The organism is Streptomyces sp. NPDC047515 (assembly GCF_040643055.1).
GTDB lineage: Bacteria > Actinomycetota > Actinomycetes > Streptomycetales > Streptomycetaceae > Streptomyces.
This window is the reverse complement of the sequence record NZ_JBEYTM010000003.1, coordinates 266,593-278,920: the sequence shown is the minus strand read 5'-3', so window position 1 is coordinate 278,920 and position 12,328 is coordinate 266,593. Positions and strand designations below refer to the sequence as shown.

The 12,328-nt window shown below is 69.7% G+C and carries 12 protein-coding genes and 1 pseudogene; 1 reads left to right on the top strand and 12 read right to left on the bottom strand.

Annotated features, from left to right (window positions below; translation table 11 throughout):
* Positions 1-54: 54 nt before the first annotated feature.
* The 7 genes and pseudogenes from ABZ826_RS04180 to ABZ826_RS04150 all read right to left on the bottom strand — a co-directional run bounded on the left by ABZ826_RS04180 (position 55) and on the right by ABZ826_RS04150 (position 4,990).
* Positions 55-633, bottom strand: a complete 579-nt coding sequence (locus ABZ826_RS04180) for a Scr1 family TA system antitoxin-like transcriptional regulator (RefSeq protein WP_361441798.1) — start codon at positions 631-633, stop codon at positions 55-57.
* A 189-nt stretch (positions 634-822) separates the two neighbouring features.
* Positions 823-1,269 (bottom strand): DUF6879 family protein, encoded by a 447-nt coding sequence (locus tag ABZ826_RS04175; RefSeq protein WP_361441795.1) that lies wholly within the window; start codon positions 1,267-1,269, stop codon positions 823-825.
* A 69-nt stretch (positions 1,270-1,338) separates the two neighbouring features.
* Entirely contained in the window at positions 1,339-1,521 is a 183-nt protein-coding gene (locus ABZ826_RS04170) for a hypothetical protein (protein WP_361441845.1), read from the bottom strand.
* A gap of 232 nt (positions 1,522-1,753) precedes the next feature.
* Entirely contained in the window at positions 1,754-1,969 is a 216-nt protein-coding gene (locus ABZ826_RS04165; RefSeq protein WP_361441792.1) for a hypothetical protein, read from the bottom strand.
* A 9-nt stretch (positions 1,970-1,978) separates the two neighbouring features.
* A complete protein-coding gene (gene leuE, locus ABZ826_RS04160; RefSeq protein ID WP_361441789.1) occupies positions 1,979-2,638 on the bottom strand; it encodes a leucine efflux protein LeuE in 660 nt (219 codons plus the stop codon).
* Positions 2,639-2,861: 223 nt separating this feature from the next.
* A pseudogene (locus ABZ826_RS04155) lies at positions 2,862-3,212 on the bottom strand (Uma2 family endonuclease); the annotation flags it as partial.
* Positions 3,213-3,409: 197 nt separating this feature from the next.
* A complete protein-coding gene (locus ABZ826_RS04150; protein ID WP_361441786.1) occupies positions 3,410-4,990 on the bottom strand; it encodes a methylmalonyl-CoA mutase family protein in 1,581 nt (526 codons plus the stop codon).
* Positions 4,991-5,321: 331 nt separating this feature from the next.
* On the opposite strand from ABZ826_RS04150, the gene ABZ826_RS04145 reads away from it, so the two are divergent.
* A complete protein-coding gene (locus tag ABZ826_RS04145) occupies positions 5,322-6,179 on the top strand; it encodes a L,D-transpeptidase family protein (protein WP_361441783.1) in 858 nt (285 codons plus the stop codon).
* Positions 6,180-6,409: 230 nt separating this feature from the next.
* Here ABZ826_RS04145 and ABZ826_RS04140 read toward each other — a convergent pair whose 3' ends face one another.
* The 5 genes from ABZ826_RS04140 to ABZ826_RS04120 all read right to left on the bottom strand — a co-directional run bounded on the left by ABZ826_RS04140 (position 6,410) and on the right by ABZ826_RS04120 (position 12,120).
* Positions 6,410-7,588: a hypothetical protein gene (locus ABZ826_RS04140; RefSeq protein ID WP_361441780.1), complete on the bottom strand. Its 1,179-nt coding sequence runs from the start codon at positions 7,586-7,588 to the stop codon at positions 6,410-6,412.
* The gene (locus tag ABZ826_RS04135; RefSeq protein ID WP_361441842.1) at positions 7,588-8,376 is read right to left on the bottom strand and encodes an RNA polymerase sigma factor; all 789 of its coding nucleotides are present in this window, start codon (positions 8,374-8,376) and stop codon (positions 7,588-7,590) included. The genes ABZ826_RS04140 and ABZ826_RS04135 overlap by 1 nt, the downstream gene beginning before the upstream one ends.
* 438 nt (positions 8,377-8,814) lie before the next feature.
* Entirely contained in the window at positions 8,815-9,384 is a 570-nt protein-coding gene (locus ABZ826_RS04130; protein ID WP_361441777.1) for a hypothetical protein, read from the bottom strand.
* 142 nt (positions 9,385-9,526) lie between these two features.
* Complete coding sequence (locus tag ABZ826_RS04125) at positions 9,527-10,339, bottom strand: DUF4328 domain-containing protein (RefSeq protein WP_361441774.1); 813 nt, start codon at positions 10,337-10,339, stop codon at positions 9,527-9,529.
* A gap of 176 nt (positions 10,340-10,515) precedes the next feature.
* Positions 10,516-12,120 carry a glycoside hydrolase family 20 protein gene (locus ABZ826_RS04120; RefSeq protein WP_361441771.1) on the bottom strand — a complete coding sequence of 535 codons (1,605 nt, stop codon included), beginning with the start codon at positions 12,118-12,120 and terminating at the stop codon, positions 10,516-10,518.
* Positions 12,121-12,328 lie beyond the last annotated feature (208 nt).

The following is a 12,328-nucleotide window of genomic DNA, read 5'->3' as shown; positions in this document are numbered from 1 at the left end:
CCCCACCCCCACCGACAACGACTGACCAACCAAGACCGCAAAACGGCCCACAATTCAACCGTTGGAACTGGTCCCGTTTTCAGCCGTTGCCGACAGCGTGAGGGATGCCAAGCGGTCAACCTGCATGGCTAGTTCATCGGGTGAGACGAGCGGATATCTGACGGCTTGCTCAGTCAGGATGAACGTGAACTTCTTCGACCGGTCGAACAGGACCCTTTGCCTATCCAATTTCATAGCAACGGCCTTGGCCTGCTGCTCGGGTGGGGCTTGTGTCAGACTGGCACGGACATATTCAGGTGTGGCCAAGAGTCCCGTAATCATTGAGAGAAGGAAGTAACGGAACTCAGTCGAGGATTGTTCGAGCCCGGCTAGCTGTACCTGCTTCTTGTCGAGGCCCTTCCCCCGGAGTGTCCTCCCGTCCGGCCATTCCGTCTGTGCGATACGGGCCAGGGCCATGACCTCAGCCGCCACGGCGGGGGAGGCAGCAAGACCTCGAAGGAGTTGTTCCACGTCGAGCAGTGATGGACGGCTCTTGTTGCCCTCAATCCGGCTGATCTTGGATTGGGACATGTTGCAGCGCGCAGCAAGCCGGACCCCTGAGAGCCCGGCTTGCTTGCGGAGGTGCTTGAGCATGGCCGACAGTTCGCGGCCACTCTGTTCTAGTGCCCCTCCCGGCAAGCTTTGCCCCGTCGCGCCGCCCAGCGCGCACGCTCGCCGCGTTGGCCAAAAGCCCTGGTAGCTCCGCTACAAGGACTTCCGACCGCCTTGCGATCGCACGCACTGGACGACGCTCCTTCCGGGCAAACATTGCCGGTCGCGGCACTAGCTGGTCAGGCTCGATGGCCACCGTTTCACGTACTCCCTGAACGGCACCGATTCCGCAATTGCGATGCGCTGGTATTCGACGTACGGCGCAGGATCACCCTCGTAGAGTTCGCGACTGACCTGCGTACCGTCATCCTCGTACTTCATGAGGACGACTTCCGATTGATCAAACAGCCAGAAGTCCGGTACCCCTTCAAGGGGGTTGGGTCGGTCGGTCACGTCCAAGTTGCGAATTTCATCCCCGGCCCGTGAATGTACGTCGTAGTACATGAACTCAAAGCGGAGATAGTCCGTGAGTGGCTGCCTGACGATGTGGACCCGCCCTTTGGACTTCCCCTCCGCCTTGATCTTCCGCAGGCCCTCTGTGTAGCCAGAGGAGTAGTTCTCAGGGTCCAGCCGTTGCCCAGCTAGGAAGTCCCGGATGTCTCCGTCCTCACTCGGCACCTGTACACGGGGAGGGTTTCGAGTCGCCACGCCTCACGCTTGAAGCCCTGAACCTTGGCTGTCCGGGCTTCACCATCCAAGAGCACGGAATGCCTCCCTCAAGGTCTCTTCGGGGATCTCAACGAGTCCTTCGCCGTCCGGCGCGGTGAACGCCTTGGATACGTCTCCCTGCACCACGAACGAGCCGGAAGCGGTGCGGTAGACGTTCGGGCAGTCGTCGTTGTTGCAGTTGCCGTTCCCGTTGCCGGTCAGTCAGGTCAGTTCCTCGCGCGCCATAGCCACGAACCCCCTCGCCCTGGCCCTGGTTGGGCCAACTGGCCACGACAGTACGAGCGGGGCTGGTGAACCGTCTATGCAGGAACGCGACTATGCGCGTCTTTGCATGAACAGGACCTGGAACGACAGGGCTTGGGCAGCCTGAGAGGCCGCCAGGCCGGTCACCGGAACAACACCCAGCCTGCGTGAAGGAACTGAACTTACTGAACTAACCGACGCCGTTGGTGGTGTCTACCGTCACGGTGATGGGCCGACGCTTCCGCCTGCTGGGGGTACTGACCAGCGCAGAGAACGGGGTGACCTTGGCAGGCTCCTGGGGGCCCTCCTGGGGCCTCTCGGACACGCCCAAGGCTCCTAGTGCCTCCCGCTGCTCCTGGGGGCTCATGCGGGCGAACATGGCTGCGGCTTGGTTGAGGTTAGGCATGGCGGCCTCCTAGGCGCTGGCCAGCGAGAGCTTGACCGCGAACCCGAGGAACAGCAGCCCGGCCGCCGAGGTCGCTCCCGCGCTGAGTGTCTTGCGCCTACGGAACGCCGCTGCCAGCCGGGCCCCCGTGAAGATCAGCACCGACAGGTAGAGGAAGCTGGCAATCTGCAACAGGATGCCCAGCAGCATGAAGGCTGGTAGCGGGTTTGATTCTGGAACGAACTGCACGAAGAACGAGATCAGGAACAGGATCGCCTTCGGGTTGAAGAGGCTCACCACCAGCGCCCTCCGGTACGGCCGCTCCATCGCCCCGGCGGTCTCGGCTCCGGCGCTCTCCTCGGTCAGCTCGGCCATCCGCCGGTGCCGCTCGCGCCACATGGCGACCGCGGTCCGCAGCATGCCGATCGCCAGCCAGGTCAGATAGCCCGCACCCGCGAACTTGACGACGGCGAAGAGCACCGGAGTCGTCCGCAACAGGGACGAGGCCCCCAGCGCGGACAGGGTCATCAGCACGGTGTCCCCGGTCCACACACCGGCCGCGGCCACATAGCCGGTCCGCACTCCGCGCCGGGCGGCGACGGACAGCACGTACAGCGAATTCGGCCCCGGCAGAAGGACGATCAGCACCAGGCCGGCGAGATAGGTCGGAAGGTCGGTGACACCCAGCATGAAACGGAGTGTCGCACGTGGGTACGACACTCCGTTCAGGGGGTTCGGTGAGAACCGAGGTCAGTCCTCGTCGCCGTCGAGGAGGCGGTCCACGGAGAGCTTCATCTCGACGCCGACCACGTCCGGCACGGTGAACGAGGGCCCGCGCTTGTGGGGCACCTTGTTCTTGTACTCGCGCCGCGCCGCTGCGCGGGTCGCTGCAGAGCAGCACCTGGCCATGCTTGCGATCGACCATGACGTAGACCGGAATGCCCGCCTGGGCGTAGTCCTCGGCCTTGGGGCCGAGGTCGTCGGCCCAGTTGGTGGAGGTCACCTCCACCACCATGCGGAAGACGTGCGCGGCGTAGCAGTTCTTCATGACATGGGCGTCCTTGATGTCGGCCTCGACGACCGACAGATCGGGAATCGCGTAGTCCTCCGGTCCGGAGGGCAACCACAGCCCGACCCCCTGGACCAGTCTGAGCCCCACCGTGCGTGCCCGGGCGCCGAACTCCTCGCCCAGCCAGGACAGGGCCAGAGCATGCGATACGTCCGCCGGTGGTGTCGCAGTGAGCCTCCCCTGGAGAATCTCCACGCGATGCCCAGGCAGCGAGCGTGCGAGCTGGTCGGCTGCCTCGCCGAGCGTCAGCTCGGGCCGTTCCTGCTCCCGCACCTGCTCCTCGTGCTGTATTACGGCCACGGCATCCTCCTTTCGGGGACCACTGTTCGTGAGCTTAACCGTGGCCGTGGAGATTCAGCGAGAGATCACTCCCGCGGGTGGACACCACCACCTCAGAACACGTCCGACGGCTCATACGTCCCCCACACCCCCCGCAGCGCGTCGCAGACCTCGCCCACCGTCGCCCGCGCCTTGAGCGCGGCCTTCATCGGGTACAGGACGTTGTCCGTGCCCTCGGCCGCCTTCCGCAGCTCCGCCAGCGCCGTGTCCACCGCGCCCTGGTCGCGTTCGGCGCGGAGCCTCGCCAGTCGGGCCGCCTGCTGGGCCTCGATCGCCGGGTCGACGCGCAGCGGCTCGTACGGCTCCTCCTCGTCGAGCTGGAAGCGGTTGACACCGACCACGACGCGCTCCGCGCTGTCGGTCTCCAGGGCGATGCGGTACGCGCTCCGCTCGATCTCGCTCTTCTGGAAGCCGCGCTCGATCGCGTGGACCGCGCCGCCCAGGTCCTCGACCTTGAGCATCAGTTCCAGGGCTGCGGCTTCGACGTCGTCGGTCATCTTCTCGACCACGTACGAACCCGCGAACGGGTCGACGGTCGCGGTGATGTCCGTCTCGTACGCCAGGACCTGCTGGGTGCGCAGGGCGAGCCGGGCGGACTTGTCGGTCGGGAGGGCGATCGCCTCGTCGAAGGAGTTGGTGTGCAGCGACTGCGTGCCGCCGAGGACCGCGGCCAGGCCCTGAACGGCCACCCGCACCAGGTTGACCTCGGGCTGCTGGGCGGTGAGCTGGACGCCCGCGGTCTGGGTGTGGAAGCGCAGCATCAGGGACTTGGGGTTCTTCGCGCCGAACTCCTCCTTCATCACCCTCGCCCAGATCCGGCGTGCGGCACGAAACTTGGCGACCTCTTCAAGGATCGTCGTGCGGGCGACGAAGAAGAACGAGAGACGGGGAGCGAAGTCGTCGACGTCCATGCCGGCGGCGACGGCGGTACGGACGTACTCGATGCCGTCGGCGAGGGTGAACGCGATCTCCTGCGCGGGCGAGGCGCCGGCCTCCGCCATGTGGTAGCCGGAGATCGAGATGGTGTTCCACTTGGGGATCTCGGCCCGGCAGTACTTGAAGATGTCGGCGATCAGCCGGAGCGAGGGCTCCGGCGGAAAGATGTAGGTGCCGCGCGCGATGTACTCCTTGAGCACATCGTTCTGGATGGTGCCGGTGAGCTTCCCGGCCGGGACGCCCTGCTCCTCGCCGACCAGCTGGTAGAGCAGGAGGAGCAGCGCGGCCGGGGCGTTGATCGTCATGGACGTGGAGACCTTGTCCAGCGGAATGCCGCCGAACAGGACCCGCATGTCGTCGATCGAGTCGATCGCGACCCCGACCTTGCCGACCTCGCCGGACGCGATCGGCGCGTCGGAGTCGTAGCCCATCTGGGTGGGCAGGTCGAAGGCGACAGAGAGGCCCATCGTGCCGTTGGCGATCAGCTGCTGGTAGCGGGCGTTGGATTCCGTGGCTGTGCCGAACCCCGCGTACTGGCGCATCGTCCACGGCCGGCCGGTGTACATCGTCGGGTAGACGCCGCGCGTGAAGGGGTAGGCACCCGGCTCTCCCAGCTTGTCGTCGGGGTTCCACCCGTCGAGTGCGTCCGGCCCGTACACCGGCTCGATGGGCAGTCCCGACTCCGACTCGCGCGTCATCTGCGGTGCCTCCCGCTGAAGCTGCTCAATAAAGCTACTTACTGGTAACCAAAGATTCCCGTGACGGACTGTAGCGGCGGGCACGAGACCGGTGGAGGGGCATGGGCTGGGACCTTGCTCACAGCCCTCCCCCACGGTCCGCGCCGCCGCTCTCCCCATCATGCGCGGGCTTTGGCAACCGGGCAGAGCGGGAATCCGTCCAAGGGGACACCGGAGAGACCCGGAGAATCAGGGGGCCGAGATGATACGCAGCAGCACCGCACACGCGTCACAGAACGGAACACAGGGCAGGGCCCGGGCCAGGAACCGGACTCGGGCGGGGACCACGGCCATGGTGGGGCTCGCCGTTCTCGCCATGACGGCCGCGACCGCCGCGACCTCCGGCTGCGAGGCGCGGCCCGCCGACGGCGCGTCGACGGCCCCGTCGTCCCCGCCCCGGGCGACGGCGACCGACGACGCCAAACCCGCCGCGCGACAGTCGCCCTCGCCGGACGCGTCGTCACCGCCCCCACGGGCCGACGCGACACCCACCCCCACCCCCACGCCGGACCCACAGGGCACGACGCTGATGGCGAGCGGCTCCCAGGGCAAGCAGGTGCGGGAGCTCCAGGCCCGGCTGCGGCAGATCGGCCACTTCGACCGCTCCCCCACCGGCTACTACGGCACGCTCACGGCCGCCGCCGTCCGGTCCTTCCAGGGGAAGCGCGGCCTCGCCCGCACGGGCCGGACGGACACCGTCACCTGGCAGAAGCTGCTCGGAATGACGCACGCGCCGACGGCTGCCGAGCTGAATCCGCCGACCACCGTGCCCATCGCCAAGCCGGACAAGCGGTGCATGACGGGCCGGGTGCTCTGCATCAGCAAGAACAGCCGGACGCTGTCGTGGATGATCGACGGACGCGTCGTCTCGTCGATGGACGTCCGCTTCGGTTCCCAGTACACGCCGACCCGCGAGGGCACCTTCTCCGTCTACTGGAAGTCACGGCACCACGTCTCGACGCTCTATCACACGGCCATGCCGTACGCGATGTTCTTCAGCGGCGGCCAGGCGGTCCACTACTCGGCGGACTTCGCGGCCCGCGGCTACAGCGGCGCCTCGCACGGCTGCGTCAACGTCCGGGACGAGGGAAAGGTCGCCTCGCTCTTCGCCCAGGTGAAAACGGGCGACAAGGTCGTCGTCTACGGATAGGCCGACCGGAGGGAGTCCTCCCGCGGACCGGCGGACGAGGTGAAGGAGGCGCGGACGGGACCGGGGGAACGTGTCCCGCCCGCGCCGATGCGCTGAGCCGTAGGTACGGGGGGAACCCCGGCTCTGTGCGCTGCCGATGACCAGTCGGCTCAATCTGTACTGCGTCATAGCCTCGAAAAACGTCACACCCGGTGGTGGACGGCGGGACGAGGAACCCGCGCGCGGCGTTCTCAGCCGGGTGAACCGGTGCCGTCGTCGGCCGCCGGCGGGGCGACCGGGTCCGAGGTCGACGGCGACGGCGACGGGGCGGTCGTGAACCGGATCGCCGGGAGCGTGACGGCATTCCCTCCGTCGCCGTCCGCGTCACCGTCCTCGCCCTGCTCGGCACTGTCACCGTTGCCGTTGCCGTTGCCGTTACTGCTGTCGTTTCCGTTGCCGGAGCCGTTTCCGTTGCCGGAGTCGTTCTGGCCCTTGGTGTCCCTGGCGATCACACGGTCGCAGAACCGGTCCAGATTGCGGGCGCCCTTCGCCAGCGCTTCGAGATACCGCTTGCGGTCGTCGTCCAGGTTGCCGTTGCGGTAGTCGCGGCAGGCCTTGAGCGCCGTGGCGTACCAGGTGTCGGAGGAGCCGTTCCCCCACCCCCCGGACTGCTTGCCGTTCTCGGAGCTGTTCGAGGATCCGCCGCCGGTACCGTCGGACTTCCCGCTGTCGTCGCCCTTGTGGTCCTCGCCCTTGCCGGTCCTGCCGTTGTCCTCGTCGCCGGTGGGGGCGGAGGGACGCCCCGGACGCGCGGAGTGCTCCGCCTCCGGGGAGGCGGGCAGCCGTGCGGACCGGCTCTCGTCAGTGGTGGGCCCCGAGCCGAGCTCCTTCGGCGTCGCCGCGGACGAGACGGAGGTCGCCGGTACGGGGGCGTGCCCGCCGAACGGGCCGGGGAGCATCCCGGTGCCCGCGGCCACGGCCACCCCGCCGAGCGCGCAGCCCGCGAAGGAGGCGACCAGACCGAAGCGGACGGGGCGGCTCCAGCGCAGGGAGCGGTTACGGTCGGGGCGCGCGGCCGAGGAGGAGGTGCCCGGTGCGGTGCCGCCGGAGGCGGGCCGGATGCGCACCGGTTCGAGTACGCCGGTCCGGCCCGCCTCACCCGTCCGCTCGGCGTGCTCCTTCACCTGCGGGTCCGCCGCCGTTGTCCGCGCGTGCGCGGAACGTGCCGCGGCGCGGAAGGCGGCCAGCGCCGCGGCCTCGCCCGGCAGTTCACCGGTGGCCGGGCGGGCGGCCCGTGCTGCGGCGCCCAGTGCTGCCGCGAGCCTCTCCGCCTCCGTACACCCGTGACCGACGACCGGTTCGACCGGTTCACCGCGGAGCAATTTCTCCGCCGCGCCCTTGTCAAGCCATTCGTACCTCTCGTCGGCCATCACATGTCCTTCTGCGTCCACGGACGCGAATGCGTCACACCGGCCGGCGCCGCCGGACCATTGGGTGCGGGGCGTGGGGCGGGCACGGCGCCGAGCTCCGCCGCCCTGGCCCCCGCGCTTTCGTCGATGGCGGATCGATCCGCCGGATCGCCCGCGGGCGCACGGTCCCCGGCGATGCCCGCGCCGTCGTCGGCACCTTCGCCGGCCCCGCCGGGGCGGCCGTCGGCCTCGTCCGCACCGTCCGTGCGCAGCAGCTCGGCCAGCCGCTTGAGGCCCCGGTGCGCCGCGGTGCGTACCGCTCCCGGCCGCTTGCCCAGTGTCCGGGCCGCGCTCTTCGCGTCCAGGCCGACGACCACCCGCAGCACCACGGCCTCGGCCTGGTCCTGCGGCAGCTGGGCTATCAGCGACATCGTGCGGCCGGTGGCCAGGGCCTCCATCGCCTCGTCGGCGGTGTCGGAATCGGCCGGCCGCTCGGCCAGTTCGGACTCGTCGCCGCCGGTCGCGGGACGCCTGCCGCGCATCCGCAGGTGGTCCAGGGCGCGGTTACGGGCTATCCGCGCCGCCCAGCCGCGGAAGCGGTCGGCGTCGCCGCTGAACCGGTCGAGGTCGCGCGCTATCTGCAGCCACGACTCGGACGCCACGTCCTCGGCGTCCGGATCCCCCACCAGTGTCCTTATGTAGCCCAGCAGCCGCGGCTGCACAGCGCGGTACACAGTACGGAAGGCGTCTTCGTCCCCGTCCTGTGCCGCGAGCACCGCGGCAGTGAGCTCCGCGTCGTCCCCCAGCACTCCCTCAACCCGCCCTGCTGTCCCGAATCGCAGCTGGTCATCACTGCCGCGCCACCCTGCGCGACTCCGCACGCTACGTCCTTCGCGGGGGCCACGTCCATGACTTGTACAACCCGCAACATCCCTCGGACGCGGTGCGGTGTGACAGAAAACGCAGCGACGGCGCTGAGAAGAGTACGGGGTCGTCCTACGGCCCCGCGGAAGACGACCGGGGCCTCTCCTGTGGGGGGTGGCGGCCCCGGTCGTCCTCGTTCCTCCTCGTTCTTCCTCGGTTCTCCCCGGCTTCGTTCCCCGGTTCTCCCCGTCCTCCTCAGTTTTCCGCGTTCGGCCGGTCCGGGATGCCGCCCAGCATCGTTCCCCCGTCGACCAGTTCGACCGAGTCGGGGCCGGCCCCGGCCCCTGCGCGACGCACGGCCGCCGGACGGCCCCGCCCGCCGCCTACCCCCGCCCGCGTGCCCGGCGCGAAACTGCCGCCCGCAGCACCCGCTGCCCCTCCGTCGACGTGTCGAGCACCTGGCGCAGTCCGGCGCCCGCCCCCGTCGTGCCGGCGGTCTCCGCCAGCAGTTCCAGGATCCGGGTCTGCCGCCACACCTCCCCGGCCAGCAACGGACCGGCCGCGTCCGTATCGCCGTCGCGGCAGCCCCGCACCGTCCGCGCCGCGGCGGACGGCATCGTGTCCTGCCCGAGGTGGACCTCCAGGGCCAGCAGCGAACAGGCGTCCGCCCACTCCCGCAGCCCCGGCTCCGCCCGGTCCGCGGGTGCCTCGCCCAGCAGCTTCCGGATCTGCGGTGCCGTCCCTTCCGCGTCGGCCGCGGCATCCAGCGCCGCTCGGGCCCCCGCCAGGCGTTCCGGCCAGAGCGAGCCGTCCGCGCAGCCCGCCCAGAGCGGGCGCAGCGGATCCGGATCGACCCCTTCGGCGGGCTGTGGCAGACAGCGGTCGAGGCAGGCGACCGCGCTCGTGGCGAGCCCCCGCTCATCGGCGGCGGCGATCAGTTCCAGCAGGCTCATCGGCGTCTCCCGTCGGCACTCCCCGTGCGTGCACGCACGGGGACGCGGCGCTTCCTGTTACCGCCTTCAGCGACAACTGGCTCACAATCGTCACTACAAACGGCTGAATTGCATCGCTCGACGGGCACGCCCCCGGCTGATGTCAGTGGGCCCGACCCGGCGCGGGCCGCACGGTGAGCGGATGCGCGCCGAGGGCCGCCCGCTCCCCCTGCATCCGGGTCAGCCTGCGCACGAAGAGAACGGCGAACACCGCGGCCACGAGGTCGAGAGCGTCGGTGGCCATCAGCAGGCCCGCCGCGTCCATGATTTCCTGCGGTTCCTCGGCCTTCCAGTACTGCTGGGACGTGTACCGGGAGGCGACCAGCGAGCAGACCCACGCGCCCCACCACAGGTTCATCACGGTGGCCGGGACCGTGCGCCGGCTGCCGTCGGGGGTGGTCTGCGCGCTCGCGGTCCAGATGCCGCCCGCGATCCGGCGCGGGAGCACCAGGTTGGCGAACGGGACGAACCAGGCTCCGACGGCCCAGCCGGCCCCCATCGGCTGCACGCTCGGGTCGAACACCTCGGCGTTGAGCCGCACCCGGCGAAACCAGATGATGAAGACGACCGCGGTGGCCAGGGTCGTGAGGACCTGCAGCACGCCCGCGCCCGCGTACAGGTTGTCCGCGAGATCCGCCTCCGCGTCGTCGTACGCGGCGAAGCCGTTGTCCAGCCCGTTCCCGAGCACACGGCGGACGTTCAGCCCCGCCGCCACGGCGAGCAGATCCGCCGCGGCGACGGAGGCCAGCAGAACGACGACGGCCTTCGCGAGCCCGTCCGGCGGGCGCAGGTACTGCTGCGGGGCTACGAAGGCCGAGACCGGTGGCATCGGGGCCGGCCCGGCCGGACCGGCGCAGAGCAGACAGCGCCCGTCCTCGGTGACCGGCGGTCTGAGACGGCAGGTGGAGCACAGCATGATGGTGGAACCCCCCAGGACTCTTGGTTGGTGCGCAGGAAACGCGCGCCCCTCCCCCGGGGCGCGCGGCATGCGAACGTATCCCCGGCCCATCACGCCGTCCACAGGAAATGCGGCCCGCCCCGAGCGGCCCGCCCGCCCCGCCCACCCCGCTCGGGCCGCTCGGGCCGCCCCGCTCAGCCCGTCCCGTCGATCCGTGCAGCCAGCGCCCGGAACTGATCCCAGCTCAGCGTCGGCTTGCCCGGGTCCCACAGCTTCTGGGCCGTCGCCCGCAGCGGCAGCCGGATGCCCTGCGCCACCTGCGCCGCGGTCTGCGCCTGCGGGAGGTCGCCCCAGACCGCGAACCGGCCGCCGAGGATCTGACCGGAGTAACGCGCCGGGACCGGCTGGGTACCGCGCAGGACGAGCGGGGTCCACTGCTCGTAGATCCGCTTGCCCGTGGGATAGACGAAGTTGTTGGGCTGGCCGAGTACGTAATAGAGGAACTCGTCGTTGAGGTTGACCACCCGCCGTCCCTCGCTCAGATACTCCTCCGGCGGCCGGGCTCCGTACTCCTTGCCCGTCCAGTACTCGACCTCGATGTCCTTGTCGGCGTGGACGACGCCGTCGCGGAAGAAGCCGTCGTTCCACGCCTTGGGCTGCTTGCCGTGCGGGCGCACCACCGCCGCGCGGTCGTTGAGCCAGCCGGTGGCGAGGTCTTTGATACCGGCCTGCGGTCCGTACTTCTGCTGGGCGGCGCGTTGCAGCTGCGGGTACGAGGCGGCCGGGTCCCGTGCCATGAGAGCGAGGTACTCGTCGGCGCCGAGGTGCCAGTACCGGCCGCCGAACAGCTCCGTGAACTCGCCGAGAAGCTCGTCGACGAGCTTCGCCGCCCCCGGGTTCGAGATGTCGAGCGATCCGGGTGAGCGCACGCCCGAGACATTGCGCAGCTGGAGGTCGGGGTGGGCCCGCAGCACCGCGCCCAGATGGCCCGGGGAGTCGATCTCGGGGACGACCTGGATGTGCAGCCGGTCCGCGAGCGCCAGGATCTGCCGCACCTCCGCCTTGGTCAGGTGCTCCGGCGACACCACTTCGGGATGGGTGTCGGACTGGATGCGGAACGCCTGGTCGTCGGAGAAGTGCAGGCCGAGCTGGTTGAGTTTGAGGTCGGCCATCTCGCGGAGCCGGTCCTCGATCCAGGCGACGCTGTAGTACTTGCGCGCGATGTCGAGGTTGAGACCGCGCTGCGGCCGGTCGGGACGGTCGCGCACCTCGCCCTCGGGCATGGCGCCGTCGGCGCGCACCGACTGCTTCAGGGTGCGGGTTCCGTAGAAGACACCGGCCTGGTCGGGTCCGCTGATCGTGACCCGTCCGTCATGAGTCCTCAGGGTGTACGACTCGGGGGTGCCCCGGCCCGGGGCGAGGGCCAGCTCCACGTCACCGGCACGGGCGGGCACGCTGCCCCGGTAATGGATCTTCAGCTCCTGGGCGAGCAGCTGCCCCTCGTCCGCGAGCGTTCCGCTGCCGCCGGCGATGACGACCCCGGCGGCGGGGCCGGGCCGCCAGCCGGGGCCGCGGGCGGCGATGTGCTCGCGCACGGCGGGGATGGTGCGGGGCGGTGTCGAGAGCGGGTAGCTCCGGGTCGGCGAGGGGGCGGCCGGGGAGCCGGAGGGGGTACGGGCCCCCAACTGTCCCGCGAGGCCGCCGCCGGAGCCTTCCGGCCAGACGACGACGGCGATCGTCGCGGCGGCCGCCGCGGTGAGGGCCGCAGCGGCCACGAGAGTGCCGCGTGAGGGCGACATCGGTAAGAAACCTCCATTACTGGTGGGAAACAGGGCAAAAGCAGCCTGACAGCCGCGCATGCTCCTCGGGAGACGATCCCTCAAGCGTTCCGGAACTCTCCCGTCCGGGTGAAGTTCGCGCATCCGTCGGACGACCGTTGCCCGGCCTCGCTAGCTTTGAGGCACATCCGTCTCTCCCTTCACCCTGTATCCGCCTGGTCTCACCCGT

What these genes read in the sequence shown, in the direction of transcription:
- ABZ826_RS04180 (WP_361441798.1), bottom strand. Translation starts at nt 633, where the DNA reads ATGCTCAAGCACCTCCGCAAGCAAGCCGGGCTCTCAGGGGTCCGGCTT.
- ABZ826_RS04165 (WP_361441792.1), bottom strand. Translation starts at nt 1,969, where the DNA reads ATGCCTAACCTCAACCAAGCCGCAGCCATGTTCGCCCGCATGAGCCCC.
- leuE (WP_361441789.1), bottom strand. Translation starts at nt 2,638, where the DNA reads ATGCTGGGTGTCACCGACCTTCCGACCTATCTCGCCGGCCTGGTGCTG.
- ABZ826_RS04150 (WP_361441786.1), bottom strand. Translation starts at nt 4,990, where the DNA reads ATGACGCGCGAGTCGGAGTCGGGACTGCCCATCGAGCCGGTGTACGGG.
- ABZ826_RS04145 (WP_361441783.1), top strand. Translation starts at nt 5,322, where the DNA reads ATGGTGGGGCTCGCCGTTCTCGCCATGACGGCCGCGACCGCCGCGACC.
- ABZ826_RS04140 (WP_361441780.1), bottom strand. Translation starts at nt 7,588, where the DNA reads ATGGCCGACGAGAGGTACGAATGGCTTGACAAGGGCGCGGCGGAGAAA.
- ABZ826_RS04130 (WP_361441777.1), bottom strand. Translation starts at nt 9,384, where the DNA reads ATGAGCCTGCTGGAACTGATCGCCGCCGCCGATGAGCGGGGGCTCGCC.
- ABZ826_RS04125 (WP_361441774.1), bottom strand. Translation starts at nt 10,339, where the DNA reads ATGCTGTGCTCCACCTGCCGTCTCAGACCGCCGGTCACCGAGGACGGG.
- ABZ826_RS04120 (WP_361441771.1), bottom strand. Translation starts at nt 12,120, where the DNA reads ATGTCGCCCTCACGCGGCACTCTCGTGGCCGCTGCGGCCCTCACCGCG.